General features: G+C 65.8%; 20 protein-coding genes and 1 tRNA gene. 12 read left to right on the top strand and 9 right to left on the bottom strand.

Going from position 1 to position 23,448, the window contains the following annotated elements; genetic code table 11:
* Positions 1–112 precede the first annotated feature (112 nt).
* The 3 genes from clpS (at position 113) to B6V76_RS09345 (ending at position 2,448) form a co-directional block, all read left to right on the top strand.
* Positions 113–439, top strand: coding sequence for an ATP-dependent Clp protease adapter ClpS (clpS, locus tag B6V76_RS09355; RefSeq protein WP_088722630.1), 327 nt, complete (start codon positions 113–115; stop codon positions 437–439).
* 79 nt (positions 440–518) lie between these two features.
* Complete coding sequence (locus B6V76_RS09350) at positions 519–1,598, top strand: methyltransferase (protein ID WP_088727287.1); 1,080 nt, start codon at positions 519–521, stop codon at positions 1,596–1,598.
* 40 nt (positions 1,599–1,638) lie between these two features.
* Positions 1,639–2,448 carry an SDR family oxidoreductase gene (locus tag B6V76_RS09345; protein ID WP_075774166.1) on the top strand — a complete coding sequence of 270 codons (810 nt, stop codon included), beginning with the start codon at positions 1,639–1,641 and terminating at the stop codon, positions 2,446–2,448.
* A 4-nt stretch (positions 2,449–2,452) separates the two neighbouring features.
* Here B6V76_RS09345 and B6V76_RS09340 read toward each other — a convergent pair whose 3' ends face one another.
* Positions 2,453–3,658 (bottom strand): hypothetical protein, encoded by a 1,206-nt coding sequence (locus B6V76_RS09340; protein WP_088727286.1) that lies wholly within the window; start codon positions 3,656–3,658, stop codon positions 2,453–2,455.
* Positions 3,659–3,837: 179 nt separating this feature from the next.
* On the opposite strand from B6V76_RS09340, the gene B6V76_RS09335 reads away from it, so the two are divergent.
* The gene (locus B6V76_RS09335) at positions 3,838–4,398 is read left to right on the top strand and encodes a hypothetical protein (protein ID WP_088727285.1); all 561 of its coding nucleotides are present in this window, start codon (positions 3,838–3,840) and stop codon (positions 4,396–4,398) included.
* 16 nt (positions 4,399–4,414) lie between these two features.
* On the opposite strand, the gene hemC is transcribed toward B6V76_RS09335, so the two are convergent.
* Positions 4,415–5,368, bottom strand: coding sequence for a hydroxymethylbilane synthase (gene hemC, locus B6V76_RS09330; protein ID WP_075774169.1), 954 nt, complete (start codon positions 5,366–5,368; stop codon positions 4,415–4,417).
* Between the two features lie 98 nt (positions 5,369–5,466).
* Between hemC and hemE the strand changes: the two genes are divergently transcribed.
* Positions 5,467–6,498, top strand: a complete 1,032-nt coding sequence (hemE, locus tag B6V76_RS09325) for a uroporphyrinogen decarboxylase (protein WP_088719669.1) — start codon at positions 5,467–5,469, stop codon at positions 6,496–6,498.
* A gap of 193 nt (positions 6,499–6,691) precedes the next feature.
* Here hemE and hemF read toward each other — a convergent pair whose 3' ends face one another.
* Positions 6,692–7,591, bottom strand: a complete 900-nt coding sequence (gene hemF / locus B6V76_RS09320; protein ID WP_075774171.1) for an oxygen-dependent coproporphyrinogen oxidase — start codon at positions 7,589–7,591, stop codon at positions 6,692–6,694.
* 115 nt (positions 7,592–7,706) lie between these two features.
* On the opposite strand from hemF, the gene B6V76_RS09315 reads away from it, so the two are divergent.
* Positions 7,707–8,114, top strand: a complete 408-nt coding sequence (locus tag B6V76_RS09315; RefSeq protein ID WP_088727284.1) for a hypothetical protein — start codon at positions 7,707–7,709, stop codon at positions 8,112–8,114.
* A gap of 4 nt (positions 8,115–8,118) precedes the next feature.
* Here B6V76_RS09315 and B6V76_RS09310 read toward each other — a convergent pair whose 3' ends face one another.
* Positions 8,119–8,781 (bottom strand): arylesterase, encoded by a 663-nt coding sequence (locus tag B6V76_RS09310; protein ID WP_240497834.1) that lies wholly within the window; start codon positions 8,779–8,781, stop codon positions 8,119–8,121.
* Between the two features lie 40 nt (positions 8,782–8,821).
* Here B6V76_RS09310 and B6V76_RS09305 point away from each other — a divergent pair, with 40 nt between their 5' ends.
* Together B6V76_RS09305 and B6V76_RS09300 are read left to right on the top strand one after the other, a co-directional pair.
* Positions 8,822–9,520, top strand: a complete 699-nt coding sequence (locus B6V76_RS09305; protein WP_075774174.1) for an ABC transporter ATP-binding protein — start codon at positions 8,822–8,824, stop codon at positions 9,518–9,520.
* On the top strand, positions 9,517–12,024 hold the full coding sequence (locus B6V76_RS09300; protein WP_088727282.1) for an FtsX-like permease family protein: 2,508 nt from the start codon (positions 9,517–9,519) through the stop codon (positions 12,022–12,024). The genes B6V76_RS09305 and B6V76_RS09300 overlap by 4 nt, the downstream gene beginning before the upstream one ends.
* Before the next feature lie 138 nt (positions 12,025–12,162).
* On the opposite strand, the gene B6V76_RS09295 is transcribed toward B6V76_RS09300, so the two are convergent.
* Together B6V76_RS09295 and B6V76_RS09290 are read right to left on the bottom strand one after the other, a co-directional pair.
* A complete protein-coding gene (locus B6V76_RS09295; RefSeq protein ID WP_088722407.1) occupies positions 12,163–12,624 on the bottom strand; it encodes a lytic transglycosylase domain-containing protein in 462 nt (153 codons plus the stop codon).
* 102 nt (positions 12,625–12,726) lie between these two features.
* Entirely contained in the window at positions 12,727–14,955 is a 2,229-nt protein-coding gene (locus B6V76_RS09290) for a heavy metal translocating P-type ATPase (RefSeq protein WP_088727281.1), read from the bottom strand.
* Positions 14,956–15,080: 125 nt separating this feature from the next.
* On the opposite strand from B6V76_RS09290, the gene B6V76_RS09285 reads away from it, so the two are divergent.
* The 3 genes from B6V76_RS09285 (at position 15,081) to mnmH (ending at position 17,052) form a co-directional block, all read left to right on the top strand.
* The gene (locus B6V76_RS09285; protein ID WP_075774178.1) at positions 15,081–15,287 is read left to right on the top strand and encodes a DUF2892 domain-containing protein; all 207 of its coding nucleotides are present in this window, start codon (positions 15,081–15,083) and stop codon (positions 15,285–15,287) included.
* 131 nt (positions 15,288–15,418) lie between these two features.
* Positions 15,419–16,003, top strand: a complete 585-nt coding sequence (locus B6V76_RS09280) for a L,D-transpeptidase (RefSeq protein WP_075774179.1) — start codon at positions 15,419–15,421, stop codon at positions 16,001–16,003.
* A complete protein-coding gene (mnmH, locus tag B6V76_RS09275; RefSeq protein WP_088722410.1) occupies positions 16,003–17,052 on the top strand; it encodes a tRNA 2-selenouridine(34) synthase MnmH in 1,050 nt (349 codons plus the stop codon). The genes B6V76_RS09280 and mnmH overlap by 1 nt, the downstream gene beginning before the upstream one ends.
* A gap of 173 nt (positions 17,053–17,225) precedes the next feature.
* Here mnmH and selD read toward each other — a convergent pair whose 3' ends face one another.
* The gene (gene selD, locus B6V76_RS09270; RefSeq protein ID WP_088727280.1) at positions 17,226–19,391 is read right to left on the bottom strand and encodes a selenide, water dikinase SelD; all 2,166 of its coding nucleotides are present in this window, start codon (positions 19,389–19,391) and stop codon (positions 17,226–17,228) included.
* A gap of 137 nt (positions 19,392–19,528) precedes the next feature.
* Here selD and B6V76_RS09265 point away from each other — a divergent pair.
* Positions 19,529–19,605 (top strand) — tRNA-Met (locus B6V76_RS09265).
* Between the two features lie 75 nt (positions 19,606–19,680).
* Here B6V76_RS09265 and B6V76_RS09260 read toward each other — a convergent pair.
* A complete protein-coding gene (locus B6V76_RS09260) occupies positions 19,681–21,873 on the bottom strand; it encodes an OmpA family protein (protein ID WP_088727279.1) in 2,193 nt (730 codons plus the stop codon).
* Positions 21,874–22,033: 160 nt separating this feature from the next.
* Positions 22,034–23,320 carry an FAD/NAD(P)-binding oxidoreductase gene (locus B6V76_RS09255; RefSeq protein WP_088722413.1) on the bottom strand — a complete coding sequence of 429 codons (1,287 nt, stop codon included), beginning with the start codon at positions 23,318–23,320 and terminating at the stop codon, positions 22,034–22,036.
* Between the last annotated feature and the right edge of the window lie 128 nt (positions 23,321–23,448).

The following is a 23,448-nucleotide window of genomic DNA, read 5'->3' as shown; positions in this document are numbered from 1 at the left end:
CTTTCTCGCTGGAGGTGTTGAGGGACTTTTCATATGTCACGAAGACCCTATATTCCGCCAGAGCCCCTCAACGAATCCTGATGCCGGAGCGCCCTTGACCGAGCCTCTTTACATGATGTCCGACGACGACCAGGACGACAGCGATAACGATGCGTCCCTCGCGACCAAGACGCGGCCGAAGACGCAGCGCCCGCCGATGTACAAGGTGATGCTGCTCAACGACGATTACACGCCGATGGAATTCGTCGTGCATATCCTCGAGCGGTTCTTTGGGCTGAACCACGCACAGGCGTTCGAGATCATGCTGACCGTGCACAAGAAGGGTCTCGCTGTGGTCGGCGTGTTCTCTTTCGAGGTGGCCGAGACGAAGGTGGCGCAGGTGATGGATTTCGCGCGCCGCCACCAGCACCCGCTGCAATGCACGATGGAGAAGGAATAAACGCCGCCAAAGCGGTTCCTTGCAAATTCAGTCGCGCCCGCCTATCTGGCGGGCTCGTTTCTTTCAGAGGGTTCCCTGCATGAGCCATCCGCGACTTGCGCTCGCTCTCGAGATGCCCGAGGCGCTTCCGCCCGAGGGAGACATTGCGCTGTTTTCGCCCGTGGGCACGCTGGACCTTGGCGGCCTGCCGGTTGATCGCCTCGTCGCGATCCAGCCCGAGAAACCCGATCATGACGTTCTCGCACAGCGCGGCGTTCGCGTCTCGCCGAGCGCCGAAGGCAGCTATGCCGCCGCGATCATCTTCGCGCCCCGCGCCAAGGCGGAGGCCCGCGCCCTGATCGCCGATGCGTGCCAGCGTGTGGCTCCTGGCGGGCCGATCTATGTCGACGGGGTGAAGACCGAAGGGATCGACTCGCTGCTCAAGGAATTGCGGGGACGGGTGGACCTGTCCGCGCCGATCGCGAAGGCCCATGGCAAGATCGCATGGTTCGCGGCAGACCCAGATCTGCTGAGCGACTGGGCGGCGCAGGATATCCATCCTGTCGAAGGTTTCGTGACCCGTCCGGGTGTGTTTTCCGCGGATGCGGTGGACGAGGGTTCAGCGCTTCTGGCCGAATGCCTGCCCGAGACGCTGCCAGCGAAGGTAGCCGATCTCGGCGCCGGCTGGGGCTGGCTCTCGGCGCACATCCTTGCACGTAAGGGCGTCGAGCGTCTCGATCTGGTGGAATCGGATGCGGTCGCCCTGGACTGCGCGAAACGCAACATTTCCGATCCGCGCGCACAGTTCCTTTGGGCGGATGCCACGCGCCATGCGCCGGAAGAGCGCTACACTGCCGTCGTGATGAACCCGCCCTTCCACGGGGCTGCACGCGGCGCAGATCCGGCGCTGGGGCTGGCCTTCATTCAGGCCGCGCGTGGTATGCTGTCGCTTTCGGGCACGCTCTGGATGGTCGCGAACCGCCATTTGCCCTATGCCGACGCGCTCGCCGCCGCGTTCCACGAGATCGAAGAGATCACGCCGCCCAGCGGCCCCTCCACCCGTTTTCGTATCATCCGCGCAGCCAAGCCGATCCCGGCCGGAAAGACCCCGGGGAAATCTGCGGGCATGCGCGCCACAGCCGAGCCGAAACGTACCCTTGCCCCTCGCAAGCGGCGCTAAGCTCGCCTAACCTGCCTCAACATCCACAAGGAGACACCCAATGTCCCTTTCTGTTTCCGGCAAGACCGTCATCGTCACGGGCGCAGCCCACGGTATCGGTCAGGCCATCGCGCGCCATTTCGTCGATCGCGGCGCGCAGGTGATGTTCGCCGATATCGATGAAGAAAAGCTTGCCGCCGAACTGGGCGATACCGCCAAGACCGAAGGGCCGGTGCGCTATTTCTCGGGCGACCTGTGCGAGAAGCTGGCGGTGAAAAACCTGCTCTCGGCCACGGTGGACGCGTTCGACCGGATCGACATCCTGGTGAATTGCGCACGCACCTTCGCGCCCTGCGACCCGCTCGAACCGTCGGTGGACGTACTCGACTCGATGCTGTCGCAGAACATGAAATCGGCTTTGCGGGTCAGCCAGATGACCGCGAAGCGGATGATCAAGCAGGCCGAGGAAGAGGGTCGCACCGAGGGTGAGATCGGCTCGATCATCAATGTCTCGACGCTGGCCTCGAACCGCACCCAGCCCGAGTTGATGGCCTATTCGATCGCCTGCGCTGCGCAAGATCAGGCGATCCGCTCGCTCGCCGTGGCTCTCGCGCCCAAGCGGATTAGGGTGAACGGTGTCAGCTTCGCCTCGGTGATGAGCCGTTCGCTGCAGGATGCGCTGAAGGAAAACGACGACTGGCGCGAGGCGATCTGCGAAGGCACGCCGCTGGGCCGGATCGCACCGCCGTCGGAACTGGCCGAGACGGTGCAGTATCTGGCGTCCTCGGGGGCGAGCTTCGTCACCGGGCAGATCATCAATGTCGACGGCGGACGCAGCCTTCTGGACCGCGTGCAGGTTCCGGCCTTCTAAGGGGTCAGGACCGCGCCGCGCGCCGGTCCATCGCCCAAAGCGCGCCCGCGCCTGCAACGCCCAGAAGCGCACCTGCCGCCGCGGCCAGCTCATAACCCGCAATAGCCGTGCCGATGGCAAAGATTGCCGCGGAGAATCCATCGCCTGCCAACTTTTGCAGCGCCATCAGCGAGGCTCCTGCGCCGGGCCGGTTCGACAGCAGGTCCTGCAGATAGGCCATCGGTTGGGTCAGAACGACCGCGCCGCCGATCGCGCCGGGCAGGGCGAGAAACCAGACATAGGGCGTTGCAGCCAGCACCGGGATCAGTCCCAGATGGGTCGCGTAAAGCGCGGCTCCCGCCCAGATCATCGTCGTCCGCTCGATCCGTCCCAGAACAAGCGGCAGCGCCAGCATGAAGGGCACTTCCAGCCCCGCCATCAGGCCAGCATAGAGCGCGGTATCGGCGGCCCCACGGCCCGGCGTCGCCTCGAAGACCAAGCCCATCACCACGAGATAGAGCATCACCGCCCCGTTGATCGTGCCAAGCGCCACGACGCGGGCGAGGATCGGCAGGTTCGCCATCTCGCGTAAGGATTGCCGGAAGGTCAGCCCGGATTTCGGGTCGGGCCAGCGCGTCGCCCCGTCACGCGGCCAGAAGAGGAAGGTCAGCGCGAGGATCGTGGCCCCGAGGGTCAGCGTCACCGGGTAGATCGAGGTCAGCTCCGCCCCCTGATCGAAGATCACCGACCAGATCGGCAGCACCACGACCCAGGGCAGCGCGAAAAGTGCCCGCAGGGTCGAGAGGATCGCGGGTCGGTCCTCTGCCGGATGGGTCGAGGCCGCCAGACGGGACAGCGCGAAAAGCTGCCCGAAGATCGACGCCGAGAGCGGCAGGATCAGCGCGTTGGCGATCACGAAGACCACCCAGTTGTCGCCCGCCAGCACCAGCCCAGAGCCCGCGATCAGCATCGCCGAGGTGCCAAGTGCGATGGCCCGGCGGTTCGCGCGCTGATCGGCGAGGATGCCAAGTCCGACCGAGGCCGAGACCGACAGCACCGAGGCGACCATCAGCACTCCCGAATAGGCGCGATCCGACAGGCCGAACACCTTGATCGCCAGCGCCGAGACATAGGGCCCCATCGTCGCCGCATGGGCGCCGAACAGCACGAGCAGCACGGCGGCGAGGCGCAGGGCGGGATCGGACAGGACAAGGCGGATCGGGCGCAGCATGGCGCCGCTTTGCGCTTTCGGGCGACCAAGTGCAAGAGGGAGGCGTCAAGCCTTCCTCGTGGACCTACAAAGACTTAGCGAAAAGCCCGGCGGAAAACCGCTCTCGGGAGGGAACGGCGGTGCCGCAAAGCTCGTTCAGAAGACAGGGCGGAGAGGTTGTATATGTAAAAGGAAGTGTCATGCTCTCGCGTCATATCGCACTGAAGTTCGATAATGTGATCCGCAATATCTTCGTCCGCGCGGAGGTGCCGCCATCGCAGGTGTCGACACCGCGCCTCGGGCGGCTGGAGGATGCCGAAACTGCCTTGGAACAGGATTGCGCCCGCGTCGTGCTGGCGATGCCACGGGACGAGCGCGATGTGCTCTGTCTGACCTATGGCCTTAGCGGTCACGCCCCGATCCCGCCGCACCGGGCTGCCGATGTGCTGGACTGGACTCTGATCCAGACGATGACCGTCGGCGAGGGGGCGATCCTGCGGCTCCGCAACGCCAAATCCGCCCGCATCGCTTTCGAACCGCTGCTCGAGAACCTGCATCCGCGTCTTCTGGCGGCGGCCGACGAGATCTATGAAATGCGTCTGGCCGAGGTGCCGCGCAAGCGCCGCGACAAGGTGCTGAAAAACCTCTGGTGCGATATTAGCCCGCTGGAACGCCTCGCCTTGCGCGGCTTCGGCGATGGCGAAATCCCCGAGATGGAGCGGGCGCTCGAGCGCCGCGCGGCGGGTCACCTTCTGTGCTAACCCGGTGCCGGGGCGCTCAGCGCCAGTCGAAGAAGCCTTCGCCCGCCTGAGACAGCAGATCGCGCGCGAGGTGTTCGCCCATAGCGGCGCCCTCGTCGATATTGCCCCAGCGCTCGCCCGCGAGCGCCTCGGAGCCGTCGGGACGTAGGATCTGACCGCGCAGCCAGAGCCGGTCGCCCTCGATCAGTGCGAGCCCGGCGATCGGTGTCTCGCAGGAGCCGTCCAGCGTCGCGAGGAAGGCGCGTTCCGCCAGCAGGCGCTGCTCGGTCACCAGATCATGGATCGGGGCCAGAAGCGCCTCGGCGCGAGCATCGGCCATCCGGCGCTCGATCCCGATCGCGCCCTGTGCGACAGCCGGCAGCATCTCTTCGGGGGCGATGGGCCCGCGCGCCGAGTCCTCCATCCCCAGACGCCGCAGCCCCGCATAGGCAAGGAAGCTCGCAGCCGCGACACCGTCCGCCAGCTTCTTCAGCCGGGTCTGCACATTGCCGCGAAACTCGACCAGTTTCAGATCGGGTCGCACGTGGGCAAGCTGCGCCCGGCGACGCAGGCTGGAGGTGCCGACCGTCGCCCCTTCGGGCAGGGCCATGATCGAGTCGTATTCCAAGCTGACGAAGGCATCGCGCACGTCTTCGCGCGGCAGATAGCAATCGAGCACCAGCCCCTCGGGCTGTTCGGTCGGCATGTCCTTCATCGAATGCACGGCGATATCGATGCGGCCATCGACCATCGCCTCTTCGATTTCCTTCGTGAACAGGCCCTTGTTGCCGATCTCCTTGAGCGGTTTGTCCGCTGCGATCATCGCCCGGTCGTCGCCCGTGGTCTTGATCACCACGACCTCGAAAGCGTCTTCGGGCAGGCCATGCGCGGCCATCAGCCGGTCACGGGTCTCATAGGCCTGCGCCAGCGCCAGCGGCGAGCCGCGGGTGCCGATCTTGAGCGGGGATTTCGCATCGGGCATCTGTGTCATGGCCCCGGAATATCCGCGACAGATGGACCTTGCAAGAAGCCCCGCGCTTGACATGACGCCACAGGTCGCGTCGAAGGGGGCAAAGAGGAGGCGCCAGAATGACCGACAAGACGATCCTGCGAGCTTTGAAAGGCGAAGTGCTGCCGACCCCTCCGGTCTGGATGATGCGGCAGGCGGGGCGCTACCTGCCGGAATATCGCGCGACGCGGGCGAAGGCGGGCGATTTCCTGTCGCTGTGCTACACCCCCGAACTGGCCGCCGAAGTGACGTTGCAGCCGATCCGCCGCTACGGCTTCGACGCGGCGATCCTGTTCGCCGACATCCTGCTTCTGCCGCAGGCTCTGGGCGCCGATTTGTGGTTCGTGACAGGCGAGGGCCCGCGCCTCTCGACGATCACCGGGGCCGACGATTTCGCCAAGCTCAAGACCAAGGATGACATCCACGAGACGCTGAATCCGGTCTATGAGACGGTCTCGATCCTCTCGGAAGAACTGCCGAAAGAGACCACTCTGATCGGTTTCGCCGGCGCACCGTGGACCGTCGCGACCTACATGATCGCGGGGCGTGGAACGAAGGATCAGGGTCCGGCGCATGCGCTGAAGGCCGAAGACCGCGAGACCTTCGTGAAAATCATCGACCTGCTGACCGTCTCGACCATCGAATACCTTTCGAAACAGGTCGAGGCCGGGGCCGAGGTCGTGAAGATCTTCGATAGCTGGGCGGGCTCGCTCAAGGGTCAGGATTTCGAGGACTTCGCCGTCGAACCGGCGCGCAAGATCATCGCCGAGATGAAAGCGCGTTTCCCGGGTCTGCCGGTCATCGCCTTCCCGCGCGAGGCGGGCGAGGGCTATATCGGCTTCCATCAGAAGACCGGCGCCGATTGCGTCGCTCTCGACAATTCGGTGACACCGGAATGGGGTGCAGAGCATGTCCAGGTGTCGGGCTGCGTACAGGGCAACCTCGCATCCTCGCATATGGTCACCGGAGGTCAGGCGCTGATCGACGAGACCCGCCACGTGGTGCAGGCCTTCAGCAAGGGGCCGCATATCTTCAATCTCGGTCACGGGATCACTCCCGATGCCGATCCGGAGAACGTGGCGCTGATGGTCGAGACGATCCGCAACGGCTGACACGCGATTTCGACCGCGAGCGCGCGCGTCCGAGTATTCGGGCGCGCAACTATCTCGTCCTCTTGGCAAAAATATCCCGGGGTGAATTCGCGTAAGCGAAGAGGGGCAGCGCCCCTCTTTTCTTTCCGTTTACGTGCCTGCGCGCGGGTGGGGCAGCGCCCCTCCACCTCGCGCCCATGAGGCCATCAGCCCTTCAATACCACTTCGCGACGGGCGGCAGGCTCATCAGGACCGCATCCGCATTGTGGCCGGTTTCCAACCCGAATTTCGTGCCCCGATCATAGACGAGGTTATATTCGGCATAGAGCCCGCGATGACGCAACTGGGCTTCGCGGTCCTCTTCGGACCAGTCCTGCACGCGGCGTTTCTCGATCAGCGGCTGGAAGGCGGGCAGGAAGGCCGCGCCCACCGATTGGGTGAAGGCGAAATCGTCCTCCCACTCATCGGTGTTCAGATCGTCGTAGAAGATGCCGCCGACGCCACGCGCGCGGCCGCGATGGGGGATGAAGAAATACTCGTCCGCCCAGGCTTTGAAATGGTCGTAATAGGTCTTGTCATGAGCGTCGCAGGCGGCCTGCATCTCGGCGTGGAAATGTGCGGTGTCCTCGTCATACTCAAGACACGGATTGAGGTCCGCGCCGCCGCCGAACCACCACGCGCCGGGCGTCCAGAACATCCGGGTATTCATGTGTACGGCGGGGCAATGCGGGTTCTGCATATGCGCGACCAGCGAAATGCCTGCGGCCCAGAAGCGCGGGTCTTCCTCCATCCCCGGCACGCCGCGCGCGGCCATCGCCTTTTGCGCGCGGGGGGCCAGTTCGCCCCAGACGGTGGAGATGTTTACGCCGACCTTTTCGAAGACGCGACCGCCGCGCATCACGCTCATCTTGCCGCCGCCGTGGTCCTCGCCCGCGGGGCCCTTGCGCTCGGTCGGGGTGACTTCGAAGCGACCCGGCGCCTGCTCGGACAGCGGACCTTCGGTATGACTGTCCTCCAGCCCCTCGAACGCCGCCACGATCCGGTCGCGCAGGTCCGAGAACCACTGGCTCGCGCGGGCCTTGCGGGCGTCGAAATCCTCAACCGTGTCTGTCATGCGTCGGGCCTCCCAAATCTCTGGCGTGATCCTTAGCAGGCGTGGGCGGGTGCGGGAAGGGCGCGATTGATCGCGGGCGGAAGCGGGCGTAGGCTGAACGCGAAGGAGACCGCCCATGCGCCACGCCCTGATGCTGATTCCGTTCGTCCTGCTCGCCGCCTGCGGCACTCCGCAGGAGCGCTGTATCCGGCAATCCACGACCGAACTGCGCCGCGTCACCGATCTGGTCAGCGAGGTGCAGGGCAATCTCGCGCGCGGCTATGCGTGGCAGAGCTACGAGACCACGTCGAGCCGGTGGGAAATCTGTGGCTACGACACAATCACCAAGGGCGACAAGGTGATCCAGAAGCCGCGCATGTGCCTCGAGGATTACACTGTGACGCGCCAGCGACCGATCCCGATAGATCCGGTAATCGAAAAGCGCAAACTTGAGGCTCTGTTGAAGCGGCAGGCGGAACTGTCGAAGGCCGCCGAGGCGCAGATCGCAGCCTGCAAGGCGGCTTATCCCGAAGAGGAGAGCTGAGCGCTCAGCTCCCTGGCTTCACCTTCGCCAGAAGCTCCAGCACCTTCGGCCCCAGCGCCGCCACCACCTTTTTCACGCCGGCAGGCGAGGGGTGGATATTGTCGGGCTGCATCAGGTTGGTCTTCGCGCGCTCCTCGATCGAAGTCTCCGTGATCGGGGCGAGCAGGTTGGGCACCAGAACCGCATCGTATTTCTTCGCCAGGTCGGGATAGATCGCGTCGAAATCCTTCTGGTATTTCGGGCCGAAATTCCCCGGTGCGGGAAGGCCTGCCAGCAGTGCCGGAATGTCCTTCGCCTGCAGTTTCGCGAGGATGCCGTCGAGGTTCGCGCGCGCCTGTTCCGGGGGCAACCCCCGCAGCAGGTCGTTGCCGCCCAGAGCCACGATCACCGCATCGGGCTGCGGCGTCAGGAGCCAGTCGATCCGCGACAGCCCGCCCGCCGTCGTATCGCCGGAGACGCCGCCATTGATGACGCTGACATCCTGCCCGTGATCGCGCAGCCAGCCCTGCAGCTGCGGGACCAGCCCGTCGGTCGGATGATCGAGCCCGTAGCCTTGGGTCAGCGAGTCCCCGAGCGCGAGGATCGACACCTCCGCCATCGCGGGCACAGCGCTCAGAGCCAGCCCTGCGGCGATAAAACCGGCCGCGATCCGCTTGCGTATCCCCATGCGCGGCCCATATCCCTTTGAAGCAAAAGAAAGACGGCGCATGAGTGAAACGATCCTTGAGTTGAAAGACGCGCGGCTCGCGCTCGACGGCAATACCGGCCCGGTCGAGATCCTCAACGGGATCGACCTCAGCATCGCGAAAGGGGAAAGCGTCGGGCTTACGGGGCCGTCTGGATCGGGCAAATCGTCGCTCCTCATGCTGATGGGTGGGCTGGAACGCGCCACCTCGGGGTCTGTCACCGCTTTGGGTCACGATCTCTCGAAGCTGTCCGAGGATGCGCTGGCGCGGTTTCGTCGGGGTAATATGGGGGTGGTTTTCCAAAGCTTCCACCTCATCCCGACGATGACGGCGCTGGAAAACGTCGCGATGCCGCTGGAAATCGCAGGCGTGGAGCGCCCGTTCGAGCGCGCCGCGGCAGAGCTGGAGGCCGTCGGGCTGGCGCATAGGCTCGACCATTATCCCAGCCAGATGTCGGGCGGCGAGCAGCAGCGCGTGGCGCTGGCCCGCGCGGTCGCGCCGCGACCTGCGATCCTGCTGGCGGATGAACCCACCGGCAATCTCGACAGCGCCACGGGCGAGACGATCATCGAGCTGCTTTTCGGCCTGCAGGAGAAACACGGCGCGACGTTGGTGCTGGTGACCCACGCGCCTGAACTGGCCTCGCGCTGCGACCGGATCGTGGAGCTGCGTGATGGAGAAGTCGTGGGCGATCACATTGCTACGGGCACCCCCGCATGAGCCTCGCGCTCTCCATCGCCCGGCGCGAGCTGCGCGGCGGCATTCGCGGCTTCTGGGTGATGCTGCTCTGCCTGATGCTGGGCGTGGCGGCGATCGCCTCCGTGGGGCTGGTGCGCTCCGCGATCGAGCGTGCGCTGTCGGATCAGGGCGCGGTGCTCTTGGGGGGCGACGCGCAATACGAATTCACCTATCGCCGCGCCAAGCCCGAGGAGCTGCAATGGATCACCGACCGCGCCACGGCGGTCTCGGAGGTGATCGACTTCCGCTCGATGCTGTCGACCGGCACCGATCCCGCCGACCGCGCGCTGACGCAGGTGAAAGCGGTGGACGGGGCCTATCCGCTGACCGGCAAGCTGCAGCTTGATCCGCCCGTCGCGCCTGACGCGTTGACGGGGCAGGGCGGCTTGCCGGGGATTTTCCTCGATCCGATCCTCGCTGACCGTCTGGGCCTGAGCTCTGGTGATAAGGTGCAGCTGGGCGGGCAGGATTTCGTGATGATGGCGCGGATCGTGCGCGAGCCGGATTCGACCGGGACGGGGATGGGCCTCGGTCCGCATTCCATCGTCTCCCTGTCGGCCATCGAGAACACGCCGCTGCTGTCGCCCGGCTCGCTCTTCGAGACGGAATACCGCGCGACGCTGCCGCCAGACACCGACCTCGCCACGCTGAAACAGCAGGCCGAGACCCGGTTCGACGGTGCAGGTATGCGCTGGTCCGACCGCCGCCGGGCCGCGCCGGGGGCGGAGCGTTTCGTGCAGCGGCTGGGCTCTTTCCTCGTGCTGGTCGGGCTTGCCGGGCTGGCCGTAGGCGGGGTCGGCATCTCCGCCACGGTCGCTGCGTGGATCGAACGCAAGGCGCCCACCATCGCGACCCTGCGCGCGCTCGGCGCGACCGGAGGCACGATCCGCGCGGCGTTTCTGCTGCAGCTCGCAGCCCTCGGCCTCGCGGGCATTCTCGCCGGGCTCGTCCTTGGCGCCGGTCTCGTACTCGGCGCATCCGGGCTGATCGAACGCTCGCTGCCGCTGCCGGTCGAGATCGGCCTCGATCCCGGCCCGCTGGGCGAGGCCGCGCTCTACGGCGCATTGGTCGCGATGCTGTTTGCGCTCTGGCCGCTCTCGCGCATGTCGAAGATGCGCGCGGCGACGCTTTACCGCGACACCGGCGCAGGCCGCCGCCTGCCGGGCTGGCCCACGCTTCTGCTGACGGCAGCGCTTCTGACGATCATCGTCACCGTCTCGGCGTGGTTCTCGGGTCTCTGGACGCTGACGCTGGCGAGCGTCGGCGGCATCGCCGCGGCGCTTCTGATCCTCACGCTCTCCGCCAGTCTGATCCGCTGGCTCGCGCGTCGCGCCCAGCACCGTGCCCGGGGCCGCCCCGTGCTGCGCGCAGCCCTTGCCGCTATCGGCGGGCCGCGCTCCGAAGCGCGCTCGGTCATCCTGTCGCTCGGCCTCGGCCTCTCGGTTCTGGCCGCCGTGGGACAAGTCGACAGCGGCTTGCGCGGAGCGATCGACCGCGATCTGCCGAAGGTCGCGCCGGCCTATTTCGTGATCGATATCCAGCCCGATCAGATCCAGCCCTTCACCGATCTGCTGGCTGACATGCCAGAGGTGACCAAGGTCGAAAGCGTGCCGATGTTGCGCGGCGTGATCACCAAGATCAACGGCGAGGATGCGCGCAAGACGCATGGCGAGCATTGGGTGCTGCGCGGTGATCGCGGCGTGACCTATGCCGAGACCCCGCGCGAGAAGATCACCGCGGGCGAGTGGTGGCCGAAGGACTATAACGGCCCGCCGCTAGCCAGCTTCTCGGCCAAGGAGGCGCAGGAGATCGGCCTGAAGCTCGGCGATACGATCACGGTGAACATCCTCGGGCGCGACATCACCGCGAAGGTGACCTCGTTCCGCGATGTGGATTTCTCGACCGGCGGGATCGGTTTCGTCCTCACGCTCGATCCCGCGGCGCTGCGCGGTGCGCCCCATACATGGCTCGCCACGATCTACGCGCCGCCAAGCGCTGAGGCGCAGGTGATGCGCGATCTGGCGGAACGCTTCCCCAATATCACCGCGATCCGCGTGCGCGATGCCTTGCAGCGCGTGACTGATGCGCTCTCGGCCATCGCGCGGGCGACCTCGCTGGCGGCGGGCGTGACGCTGCTTACCGGCTTCGTCGTGCTGATCGGCGCGGCGGCGGCAGGCGAGCGCGAGCGCGCCTGGGAGGCGGCGATGCTCAAGACGCTCGGCGCCACGCGCGGCGCGATCCTAGCGAGCTTCGCGCTGCGCTCTGCGCTGATGGGCGCGGCGGCGGGATTGGTCGCGATCCTGTTCGGTGGGCTCGCGGGCTGGGCCGTGGTCGATCTGGTGATGGGCGCGGAGTTCCATCTCGCCCCGATGCCTGCGCTTCTGATCGTGGCGGGCGGTGTGATCGCGACGCTGCTCGCGGGTCTGGTCTTCGCTTTGCGCCCGCTTGCGGCCCGGCCTGCCGGGGTGTTGCGCGCGCCTGAGTGAGGGCAGCTTTGCGTGGAAAGGCCGGATGCCTCCGGCGGGGATATTTCGGCCAAGCCGAAGAGAGAGCGTTTTGCTTCGCCTTGGCGCAAATATCCCCCCGCGGAGCGTCCCTCAGTTTGAGGCCGCGCAGGTCGCGGGTCAGCGCAGTCCGGTTTCCCGGAGCAGGCCGCGCCGCTTGGCCTCGTAATAATAGCCGCGCGAATACCATTTGACCGCGCGATCTTCAGAGCCGTCCGAGACCAGCCATGCGCCGCGCAGGTATTTCACGGCGTATTTCAGGTTCGTCGAAGGGTCGAGCAGGTCATGCGGCTTGCCGCGAAAGCCCATGCCGCGCGCGGTTTGCGGCAGGATCTGCATCAGCCCGTAATAGGGGCCGTTGCGGGCATCGGCGCGGTAACGGCTCTCGCGCTGGATGACTCGGTGGGTCAGGGTGCGCGGAACGCCGTAGTGGTCCGAGTAGCGGTTGATCAGGGCGCGGATTTCCGGTGTCTCGTTGCGATGGAGCGGTAGCGCATAAGCGGGTTTCGCCATCGGGCGTGGTGAGCCGCCGCAGGCCGCGAGGGCGCTGAGCGAGAGCAGGAAGAGGCGACGAGTCAGCATGCGGGCGCTCCAATCGAAGTCTTCCGCAGCTAAGCGCCCTCCTTGCCGCTTGGGAAGGGTGGAGTTCCGGCCTCGGTGCGCTCTTGCCGATCCACGCCCGGATCACCGCAGGGCGCGGCGCAGGCGCAGCGCGTTGGTGACCACGAAGACCGAGGAGAAGGCCATCGCGCCCGCCGCCAGCATCGGTGACAGGCCGGGCCCGCCGAAGGGCACGAGAATGCCCATCGCGACCGGGATCAGCGCGACGTTATAGGCGAATGCCCAGAACAGGTTCTGCCGGATATTGCGCATCACCGTGCGCGACAGTTCCAGCGCCATCGCGACGCCGTTCGGATCGCCGCGCATCAGCACGACCTCGGCGGCCTCGATGGCGACATCGGTGCCGGTGCCGATCGCGAGGCCCACATCGGCGGCCGCCAGCGCAGGGGCGTCATTGATGCCGTCGCCCACGAAGGCGACCGGTCCGATCTGGCGCAGGCTCTCGACCGCATCGCGCTTGCCGTCGGGCAGCACCTCGGCCTCGATCCGGTCTATGCCAAGATCGTGGCCCACGGCTTCCGCGGTGACGCGCGTGTCGCCGGTGACCATCGCCACCTGTTTGCCCGCCTTGTGCAGAGCGTCGATCGCTTCGCGCGCCTCTGTCTTGATCGGGTCCGACAGCGCCATCAGCGCGACTGGCCGGTCGTCGAGCGACATCCACACCGGGGTGCGGCCTTTCGCGGCCAGCGCCTTCGCACGTTCGGCATAGGGCGTGATATCGGCTCCGGCCTCTGCCATCGCGCCGGCATTGCCGATCCAGAGCTTCGCGCCTTCGGCCTGCGCGCGCAGCCCCTTGCCGGCCAGCGCCTTGACGCGTTTGACCGGTGCATGGGTAATACCGCGCGCTTCGGCCTCGGCGAGGATCGCCCGGGCCAGCGGATGTTCCGAGCGCGCCTCGGCGCCTGCCGCGAGCGCGAGGATTTCCGCCTCGGGCAGGTCGGCGAGCGGCTCGAGATCGGTCAGGGCCGGGTGGCCTTCGGTCAGCGTCCCGGTCTTGTCGAAGCCCACGACCGTGACTTCCGAGAGGCGTTGCAGCGCGTCGCCACGGCGGAACAGCAGGCCCAGCTCGGCGCCGCGTCCGGTGCCCACGAGGATCGAGACCGGTGTCGCCAGTCCCATCGCGCAGGGGCAGGCGATGATCATCACCGAGATTGCGGCGACGAAGGCGTGCGAGAAACCCATCCCGGCGATCATCCAGATCGCGAAGGTCAGGAGCGACAGCGCCATCACCACGGGCACGAAGACGCGGGTGACTTTGTCGACCAGTGCCTGCACCGGCAGTTTCGCGCCCTGCGCAGCTTCGACCATCGCGATGATCCGCGACAGGACGGTGTCGCCGCCGGTTGCGGTGACGCGGTAGCTCAGCGCGGATTCGCCATTCACCGTTCCGCCGGTGATCGGATCGCCTTCGGATTTCGCGACGGGCACGGGCTCGCCCGTCAGCATGCTCTCGTCGATATGCCCCGCGCCTTCGGCGATTACCCCGTCGAGCGCGACTCGTTCGCCGGGGGCGAGCAGCAGAATGTCGCCGGGCACGAGTTCCTCGATCGGCCGTTCCTCCACCCCGTTTTCGGTCTGCACACGCGCGGTCTTGGGTTGCAGACCGATCAGCTGCGAGATCGCCTCGCCGGCCCGGCCCTTGGCGCGCGCCTCAAGCCAGCGACCCAGCAGGATCAGCGTGACGATGGTCGCCGCCGCCTCGAAATAGACGCCGCGCGCGGCCTCCGGCAGAAGGCCGGGGGCAAGCGTGACCACGACGGAATAGACAAACGCGGCGAGCGAGCCCATCGCGACGAGCGAATTCATCTCGGGCGCGCCGCGCAGCAGGGCGGGGACGCCGATGCGCAGGAAGACGCGGCCTGGGAAGGCCAGCACCAGCGCGGTAAGGATCATCTGCACCCACCAGCTTGCTTCGATCCCGATCGTGCTGGCGATCAGGTGATGCATGCCGGGGATCATATGCGCGCCCATCGCGAGCACGAAGACCGGGGCGGTCAGCGCGAGCGCGGTCAGGAACTGCCGCCGGAGCTGGCGCGCCTCTTGTAACTGGCGTTCGGCGGCGCTGGGGCCACTGGCCATCTCCTCTTTCAGACGGCCCGGATAGCCGGCCTGATCGAGCGCAGTTTTGAGGCTCTCGAGGTCGGCGGGCCCGTCGAATTCGACATGGGCGCTGCGCGCCATCAGGTTGGCCGAGGCGTTTTGAACGCCGGGTTGTGCCATCAGCGCGCGTTCGACCCGACCGGTGCAGGCCCCGCAATGCATGGCGTCGATTATGAAAGTGGCTTCGCTCATGGGACGTTATCTGATCCCGCGCGGGGCTGCGGTCAAGCGTCGCTAGACATATGCAAGCAATTGAATTTGTCTTGAGGAGATGCTATATTCTGTCTCAACGTAACCTTTTCGTGGAGTACCCTCGAATGAACCTCGACCGTGCGATTTTTGCCTTTGCTGGCGTGATGATCCTGATCTCGCTGCTGCTGGCCGTTTATGTCTCGATGTATTGGCTCTGGTTTACTGCCTTCATCGGCGCGAACCTGCTGCAATCGGCCTTCACCGGTTTCTGCCCGGCTGCAATGATCTTCGGCAAGTTCGGTGTCAAATCGGGCTGCGCTTTCGGTAAGTAATCGACAAAGCGGCAACGATTGGCGCTGGTCTTTTCCGGACCCGAGACCAAATCTTGAGAGGGTGGGGCGGCTTTGCTAGCCTCGCCCTTGGCTTTTCTTGAATGAAGCCACGGGATTTGCAGGAGTTTGAGATGGATCGCCGCGCCTTTCTTCTTTCGTTGGCCGCCTTGCCCTTCGCAAGCCTGCCCGCCTTTGCCGCAACCGAACCCGCGCAAAGCGTCGAGACCGGACCGGCCAAGCGCTGGCCGATCGGCTCGCAATATTACCCGACGAAAGTGGCGGTGAAGCCGGATCTGCCGGTGGGCTCGATCATCATCGTTTCCGACAAGTTCTTCCTCTATCACATCATCGCGCCGGGCGTTGCGATGCGATACGGCGTGGCGGTCGGCAAGGCGGAACTGACATTCCGCGGCAAGGCGACGGTAGCGCGCAAGGTCAAATGGCCGAGCTGGACCCCGACGCCAGAGATGATCGAGCGTAACCCGGCCTACAAGAAATACGCCGACGGCATGAAAGGTGGGCCGGAGAACCCGCTCGGCGCGCGGGCGATGTATCTCTATCAGAATGGGCATGACACGGCGATCCGCATCCACGGCACGACCGAGCCGCGGTCGATCGGCCATGCGGTCTCGAACGGCTGCATCCGGATGGTGAACGATCACGTCATCGAGCTGTTCAACAGCGTTCCCGTCGGCACGCAGGTTACTGTCTACTGATGAAACTTACCTCGATTGCCGAGGTCGCCGCGCTCGATTTCGACACGATCATCGATGTGCGCTCGCCTTCGGAATTCGCCGAGGATCATATCCCCGGCGCCATCAACCTGCCCGTGCTCGACGATGAGGAGCGCGCCCGCGTCGGCACGATCTACAAACAGGTCGCGCCCTTCGACGCGCGCAAGATCGGTGCGGCGCTGGTGGCACAGAATGCAGCCAAACATTTGCAGGGTCCGCTGGCCGACAAGGAAGGCGGCTGGCGTCCGCTGGTCTATTGCTGGCGCGGCGGACAGCGCTCGGGCTCTTTCGCGACGATCCTGAAGCAGGTCGGCTGGCGCGTGGAGCTGGTCGAGGGCGGCTACAAGGCGTTCCGGTCGCTGGTGGTGGAGGCTGGACAGGCGGCGATGCCCTGTCCGGTGGTGGTGCTCGACGGCAATACCGGAACCGCGAAGACCGACATTCTGAAAGCGGCACGGGCACAGGGCGCGCAGGTGATCGATCTGGAGGGGCTGGCCAATCATCGCGGTTCTCTCTTCGGGGCGATGGAGGGCGGGCAGTCGAGCCAGAAGGATTTCGAGACCCGGCTGATCATGGAGATCGCGGCGCTCGACCCGGCGCGACCGGTGCTGCTGGAGGCGGAAAGCTCAAAGATTGGCGATCTCCAACTGCCGAGCGGGATCTGGGCTGCGATCAAGGACGCGCCGCGTGTGCGGGTCAGGGCGCCGCTGGCGGAGCGCGCGGAGTATCTGGCGCGGGCCTATGCGGATATCACGGCGGACCCGGATCGTCTGCTTGGGGTGCTCGATCAGTTGCGGCCCTTCCAGCCCGCCGAGCGGGTCGCGGCATGGCAGGCACAGGCGCAGGCCGGTGAATATGCGGCGCTGGCGGGCGAATTGATGCGCGACCATTATGATCCACGCTACGAGAAACACCGCGCGCGTCATGTGGAGCAGGAGCGGGTGATCGAGGCTGAGAGTCTCGCTCCGGAGGCGATCGAGGGGATAGCTGCGCAGGTGGTAAGAGAGGCGCAGGAGATGGCGGAGCGCTAAGGGGCGTGAGCCCTTGGCACGGGCGACCAGCCTGGGCCGCGCCCGACCCTCCCCCCGGGAGCGCACATTGGCAATGTCATCGCGAGTAGGAATGTCTTCCGGGCTTGCGAGATAAAGCGCCAAGCCATCTGCCGGTCAAAGCGCCCACCCAAGGGTCGGGCGCGTCCCATCTCTCACCGCACCCGCAGGAACGCCGGGCCGTCCGCAATCGACCCGATCCGCGCGGCGCGGTAGCCTGCCGCTTCCAGCTTTGCCAACACCTCCGCCGTCTGCGCCTCCGGCACGCTCGCCAGCAAGCCACCCGAGGTCTGCGGATCGTGCAACAACTCCGTACGCGGCCCAGGCGGCGCGGTCATCCGGCCCGCGCAATTGGCGATGTTTTGCGGCAGGAGCGTCGAGTGTTCGCCCGCTTCCGCCAAAGCTTCGGCGCCCTCCAGCAGCGGGATCGCGTCAAGGTTCAGCTCTGCCGAGACAGCCGACGCCTCGCATAGTCCCAGGAGATGCCCTGCGAGACCAAACCCCGTTACATCCGTCATCGCAGAGGCCACGGGCGCGAGGATCGCGGAGGCGCCGGCGGAACTGCGGGCCATGCTTTCCAGCGCGCCTGCCACCACGTCGCCGGGAGCGTGCTTCGCCATCTCGGCGGCGAGGATCACGCCCGTTCCAAGCGCCTTGGTCAGGATCAGCGCCTCACCCGGACGCGCTCGGTCTTGGCCCAGCGGTCGCTCTGCCAGCCCGGTCACGGTGAAGCCGAGGGTCAGCTCCGCGCCCATCGAGGTATGCCCGCCGACGAGATCGCAGCCCGCTTGGCGGAACGCCTCCGACGCGGCACCCAGCATCTCGCGCAGGGCCCGCGCGCCCAGTTCCTCGGACTGGCGAGGCAGTGTGACCTGCGCCAAGGCCGCCTGCGGTGCCGCGCCCATCGCCCAGGCGTCGCTCATCGCATGCTGCGCGACGATCCGGCCCAGAAGCCACGGATCTTCGGTGAAGGCGCGGACGTGATCGGTGGTGAAGACCTGTGCTTGCGAGCCGCAGGACAGAACGGCGGCATCGTCGCCCGGACCGCTCAGCACATCCGCGCGCGCAGGTGCGGGCAAGTCAGATAGCGCCTCGCGCAGCGCCTGACCGCCCAGCTTCGCGCCGCAGCCGCCGCACATCGGTTTGCTGCCCAGCACCTCCGCGATTCCCTGCGCGTGCGCGCGTGGTAGGGGTGGTGTCGGCATCGCGGGCAGATCGTGGACCTTCGCCATGAACTTGCGGTCAATCCGGTTCTTCCAGTGCCAGAGCCACGCGCCGTTCAACGGCAGCCCCCATTTATCGGCCACCGCCAGCTTGCCGCCTGCGGAGATCAGTTTCAGATAATCGCGCTGCGGCTGATAGGTCTTCATCTCTCCGCCCGAAGCGGCAGCGCGCAGGTTTGCGAACAGCGGCTTGGCCTCGCGCACCGCATAGACCCCTGCCTTGGGACGCGGCGCGTGGCTGAGATGGGCGATGTCGCCTGCGGCGAAGATCGCGGGGTCCGAGCTTTGCAGCGTCGGGCCGACCGTGACGAAACCGTCGGTCAGATCGAGTCCGGTTTCGGGTAGCCAGTCGGCGGGTTTCGTCGACCCCGTACCGATGATGAAATCGGCCTCGGCTGTGCGGTCGCCTTCCAGAAGGAGCCGCCCTTTTCCCGCCCCGATCAGCGCCGCGTCGGTCTCGATCTTCACGCCGAGCCGTGCGCAGTGTTTCAGCATCGCATTCCGGGCGCCGGTGCCGAGCGCGCGCAACGCCTCGGGGGCGGCCTCATAGACCGTTACCTGGGCCTGTGGCAGACGGTGTGCACACGCCATTGCAAGCTCCACCCCCGCCACGCCGCCGCCGACCACGGCGATCTTTGGCGACTCGGGCGGATTGGCGGCGAAGGCGTCCCAGGCATCGGCGAAAGCGTCGAGCGGTTTCGCGGGCACGACATGCTCGCGAAATCCCGGCAGCTGCGGCATCTCTGCCGTGATCCCGATATCGATCGAGGCCACGTCGTAGGCGATCGGCGCACGCCCCGGCACTTCGATCAGCCGCCGGGCCCGATCGATTCCCGTCGCGCGCCCCAGAACCAGCCGCGCGCCAGCATGTCTTGCGAGCTTCACCAGATCGAGCTGCAACTCGTCGCGGGTATAATGCCCCGCCACATGGCCCGGCAGCATCCCCGAATAGGCGGCGGAAGGCGCGGGGTTGATCACTGTCAGCCGCACGCCCGGAAGCGGCTTCATCCCCCACATCCGCAGCACCAGCGCGTGGGTATGACCGCCCCCGATCAGAACGATATCGCGTGTGAGGGGCAGGGCAGGGGCGGCGTGCATGGTCTCTCCTTTTCTCCTCCTGCCTAGCCTTTGCGCACGGCTTCGCCAATTCCCAATATGCCGCAGCGAAATGGGGGCAATTTTCCCGCAAAACGTCCTTGACTGGACGATCCGCTTTGCCTAGTTAGCCCCCCAGTGGCTAGGTAGCTCAGCTGGTTAGAGCACACGACTCATAATCGTGGGGTCGGGGGTTCAAGTCCCCCCCTCGCCACCACTACTCCCCTCTTTCGGGAGAGATGCGAAAAGGGCGCCCCGCGGGGCGCCCTTTGCTTTTGTCTCTGGCTCAACCTCAGTTCGAGGCGGTGCGCAGAAGATCGGTGATCCGGCGCACGACGGCACGGCGGTTGGCTTCCGAGGGGCCTTCGGTCTGCACTTTCAGGTCCTGTTCGCCATAGCCCTGCACCACGAGGTTCTCGGCGGGCACGTCGAAATACTCGCTCAGTGCCAGCGCGACCGATTCCGCGCGACGGTCCGAGAGCGCAAGGTTGTAGGCGGCGCTGCCGACGGCGTCGGTATGGCCTTCCACGAGGAACAACTCACGCGGGTTCTCGTCGATGCGCTGTTGGATCGCCTGTCCCAGAGCCGAGAGGGCCTGCGCTTGATCCGGCTGGATCGCTGCCGAACCAGTCTCGAAGTTGATGTTCTCGACCGTAATTGCGGGCGCGAGTTCGCGGACCGGGGTGATGTTGCGCACCTGCGAAAGCGTGAAAGTACGGTCGACGCCACTCTGGCGGGTCAGCGCTTCGCGCAGTGCCTGTTCGTTGCTGGAAGACACCGTCGCGACGGGCTTGGGCTTGGGGAGCGCCGAGACATCTACAGGGTCTGCGCCCTGCGCGTCATTGACCAGCAGGTATTGCGTCCCGTCGGGCTGGACCAGCGTCCGCTTGAGGATTCGGCGCTGCGCGTCATAGACGGTGACGATCTGGCTGCCGTCCGGCTTGGTCACGATCGTGCGCGACGAGCCGTCCGCGTAGTCCTGCGTGCGAATCTTCGACCCGGGCTGACGCAGAAGCGCGTTATCGTCCTTCACCAACTGATAGGATCCGTCGGGCTGCTGCACCACGACGCGGTCGCCCGAATTCACGGCTACTTTCGAACCGTTGTTCAGGATCGCTCCCACGGCGAGCGCACCGAGACCGGAGAGCGCCGCGGTTTCGAGCGTGCTCAGGCCGTCCTTCTTCTTCTTCGAATCGGTCTGGGCCGTGGCCTGCGCCTGTGCGTCGGGCTTGGCGTCGACCGTGGTCGAGAAGTCTTCCGAGGCGCTGCGTGCAGTGTCCTCGGTCACCGTTTCTTCGGTCGCATTGGTGGTGTCGGTGCTGTCGGCCGGTGCGTTGAGCGCCTCGTTCTGCACAGCCTCGCCCTGGATCGCGGCCTTGGTGTCTGTCAGCGCGTTCTCGAGCAGCTTCGTCGCCTCGGCGGTCGAGCTGTCCTGCGTGTTCGCCTGTTGATCCGTTTGCGCCTCGGCACTCGCGTCAGCACTCGCCGCATCGGTGGTGTTCGCGTCGGCGTTCGTCGAATCTGCGGTCGTCGCCTCTTTCGGCTGGACCACCTTCGGCTCGACGTCGGAACCCGATCCGCCATTGCCCTCCTGCACGACCTGAGTGTCGGAGGTGGTATCGGTCGAGGTCTCGCCAGCGGGTTTCGCCTCGGGTTCAGCCGTCGCGGTGCTCTCCGACTGAGCCGCCGAGTTCTGCATGGCGTTTTCGGTGGTGTCGGTCACCGGGGCAGGGGCGTCCTGCGAGGTGGTGTCGGGGCTCATGGTGTCCGTCGCCTCGGCATTCGTCTGGCCTTCTGCAGCAGTCGAACCGTCAGCGGTGGCGTCGGTCGAACCGTCAGCCGTCGCGCCGGTCGAGCCATCGGTCGCGGCGGTCGCGGACCCGTCGGTCGTCGCGGTCGTATCGGCTGAAGTCGTGCCCTCGCCGTTCGCGGTCGCGGCCCTGTCGGACTCGGCGGGCGCCGCGGCCTCGGGCTGCGCATCGGTCGATGCGGCGGCGTCGGGCTCGGCAGACGTATCTGCATTCGTGGCCGTATCGGTATCGGTCGTCGCGGCAGCGGCCGCGTCGGCGTTGGCATCGGTGCCCGTGGTCCCGGATTGAGTGGTCACATCCGCGCCGCCTTCGACTGCGGCTTTCGCGCTGGCGTCGGGGGTGTCACTGCTCGCGGCCGGGTCCTGTTCGGAGGGCGGGGCGGCGCCTTCGATCGCCGCTTTCGCAGCCTGATCGGCTTCGCTGTCGGACATCGGCGCATCTGCATTCGCCGGATCGGTGCCTGCGGCGGCTTCGGCGGAGCCGTCGGCATTCGCCGCATTGGCCTCGCAATCGGCTTTCGCCTGCTCCATCGGGGTGCCGTCTGCGACTGCTTTCGCAACGCATTCCGCAGCGGCGGTGTTACTGTCCTGGGCAAGCGCACTGAACGGCAGGATCGCCGGGCTCAGCGCGGCAAGGCCGGCAACGAGCGCAGTGGTCGTCTTCAACGTCTTCATGTCGTCTCCCTTTCATACGGCATCTGGCCGTGTATCGGGGGACCAAACGTTTCACGGAGGCGTGTGTTCCGGCGCGTCACCACCATCGGCGTGAATCAGCACGGGGCGAGCCCGCAGGCCCGCCCCGTGAATTGAAAACAGATATGGTTGCCGACCCGGCTCAGTGAGTCTTCTTCACCGCCTTCAACTTGTCGATGCCGAGCATCTTCATCGCGGTCTTCTCGTAGAACGGCTCCGAGGTGCCTTTGCGCAGCTTGCGCAGGAAATATTTCTCGAACCCGATCTTGGCGAGATGGACCCATTTGCCCTGGCTCGACCAGTTGACGTTTCGCGGCGGAAGCTGAGGCTGGGCCACGAAGGCGATGCCACTGTCGCCGAAATCGGCCAGACAGATCGCGTTCCAGGTGCCGGTCTCGTCGGGTTCTTTGCCGCGCACGATATTGCCTAGGTTATGCGCGGTGGCGGTGACCATCGACTCGATCATGAAGCCGGTTTTCGGCACGCCGCAGGGCACCGGGGTCGGCCCCATGGGCGGGATCGCGATGCCGACGCCGATGCCGAAGACGTTCGGATATTTCGGGTTGCGCTGGTGCTTGTCGACGATGACGAAGCCGCGCGGGTTGACGAGACCGTCCAGCCCCATGACCGCCGGGATGCCACGGAAGGGTGGCAGCATCATCGCGTATTTGAACGGCAATTCGTGGGCGGCCTTGATCGAGCCGTCATCGGCGATTTCCTCGACATGCATCACGCCGTCCTCGACCTTCTTCACACGGCTCGAGACCATCCACTTCATGTGCTTGTTGCGCATTTCGGATTCGAGAAGGCCCTTGGTGTCGCCCACGCCATCAAGACCGAGATGGCCGACATAGGGCTCGGAGGTGACGAAGGTGATCGGCACCTGATCGCGGATCTTCGCGCGCCGCAGCGCAGTGTCGAGGATGAAGGCGAATTCATAGGCCGGGCCGAAGCACGAGGCACCCTGCACCGCGCCCACGATGATCGGGCCGGGATTTTCGCAGAAGCGTTTGAAGGCGGTGCTGGCCTCCTCGGCGTGATCGATGTGACAGACCGAATGCGTGAAGCCGTCAGGGCCGAGCCCCTCGATCTCGTCGAAGGCCAGTTCCGGGCCGGTGGCGAGGACGATGTAATCGTAGGAAACCTCGCGGCCATCCTCCAGTTCGACCTTGTTGTCATCGGGATGCAGGCGCTTGGCCGCGACCGGGATGAACTTGATGTTCTTTTTCTTCATCGTCGGTTCGAGATCGACGGTGATGTCCTTGCGGTCGCGCCAACCGACGGCGACCCAGGGGTTCGAGGGCACGAAGTGATACTTCGGGTCCTTGGTGATGACGGTGATCTCGTCTTCCTTGCGGACCTGGTCACGCAATTCATAAGCCATGATGGCGCCGCCAAGACCCGCGCCAAGTACCACGATATGTGCCATTGCCTTCCTCCCACTCCCTAACGTCAACCGCTCTATCTACCGATAGATGCAAATTATTGAATGTGTCAAGTTGCTCGACACTTCAAATTTTGCGCCTGAATCCTGGGGGCGGCAACGATGACGGTCAA

The organism is Thioclava sp. IC9 (assembly GCF_002213225.1).
Classification (GTDB): Bacteria; Pseudomonadota; Alphaproteobacteria; order Rhodobacterales; family Rhodobacteraceae; genus Thioclava; species Thioclava nitratireducens.
The sequence above is the reverse complement of the archived record's forward strand: the minus strand, read 5'-3'. Positions and strand labels throughout refer to the sequence as shown.

Coding starts and splice junctions, on each gene's coding strand:
- clpS (WP_088722630.1), top strand. CDS start 113: ATGATGTCCGACGACGACCAGGACGACAGCGATAACGATGCGTCCCTC.
- B6V76_RS09350 (WP_088727287.1), top strand. CDS start 519: ATGAGCCATCCGCGACTTGCGCTCGCTCTCGAGATGCCCGAGGCGCTT.
- B6V76_RS09345 (WP_075774166.1), top strand. CDS start 1,639: ATGTCCCTTTCTGTTTCCGGCAAGACCGTCATCGTCACGGGCGCAGCC.
- B6V76_RS09340 (WP_088727286.1), bottom strand. CDS start 3,658: ATGCTGCGCCCGATCCGCCTTGTCCTGTCCGATCCCGCCCTGCGCCTC.
- B6V76_RS09335 (WP_088727285.1), top strand. CDS start 3,838: ATGCTCTCGCGTCATATCGCACTGAAGTTCGATAATGTGATCCGCAAT.
- hemC (WP_075774169.1), bottom strand. CDS start 5,368: ATGACACAGATGCCCGATGCGAAATCCCCGCTCAAGATCGGCACCCGC.
- hemE (WP_088719669.1), top strand. CDS start 5,467: ATGACCGACAAGACGATCCTGCGAGCTTTGAAAGGCGAAGTGCTGCCG.
- hemF (WP_075774171.1), bottom strand. CDS start 7,591: ATGACAGACACGGTTGAGGATTTCGACGCCCGCAAGGCCCGCGCGAGC.
- B6V76_RS09315 (WP_088727284.1), top strand. CDS start 7,707: ATGCGCCACGCCCTGATGCTGATTCCGTTCGTCCTGCTCGCCGCCTGC.
- B6V76_RS09310 (WP_240497834.1), bottom strand. CDS start 8,781: ATGGGGATACGCAAGCGGATCGCGGCCGGTTTTATCGCCGCAGGGCTG.
- B6V76_RS09305 (WP_075774174.1), top strand. CDS start 8,822: ATGAGTGAAACGATCCTTGAGTTGAAAGACGCGCGGCTCGCGCTCGAC.
- B6V76_RS09300 (WP_088727282.1), top strand. CDS start 9,517: ATGAGCCTCGCGCTCTCCATCGCCCGGCGCGAGCTGCGCGGCGGCATT.
- B6V76_RS09295 (WP_088722407.1), bottom strand. CDS start 12,624: ATGCTGACTCGTCGCCTCTTCCTGCTCTCGCTCAGCGCCCTCGCGGCC.
- B6V76_RS09290 (WP_088727281.1), bottom strand. CDS start 14,955: ATGAGCGAAGCCACTTTCATAATCGACGCCATGCATTGCGGGGCCTGC.
- B6V76_RS09285 (WP_075774178.1), top strand. CDS start 15,081: ATGAACCTCGACCGTGCGATTTTTGCCTTTGCTGGCGTGATGATCCTG.
- B6V76_RS09280 (WP_075774179.1), top strand. CDS start 15,419: ATGGATCGCCGCGCCTTTCTTCTTTCGTTGGCCGCCTTGCCCTTCGCA.
- mnmH (WP_088722410.1), top strand. CDS start 16,003: ATGAAACTTACCTCGATTGCCGAGGTCGCCGCGCTCGATTTCGACACG.
- selD (WP_088727280.1), bottom strand. CDS start 19,391: ATGCACGCCGCCCCTGCCCTGCCCCTCACACGCGATATCGTTCTGATC.
- B6V76_RS09260 (WP_088727279.1), bottom strand. CDS start 21,873: ATGAAGACGTTGAAGACGACCACTGCGCTCGTTGCCGGCCTTGCCGCG.
- B6V76_RS09255 (WP_088722413.1), bottom strand. CDS start 23,320: ATGGCACATATCGTGGTACTTGGCGCGGGTCTTGGCGGCGCCATCATG.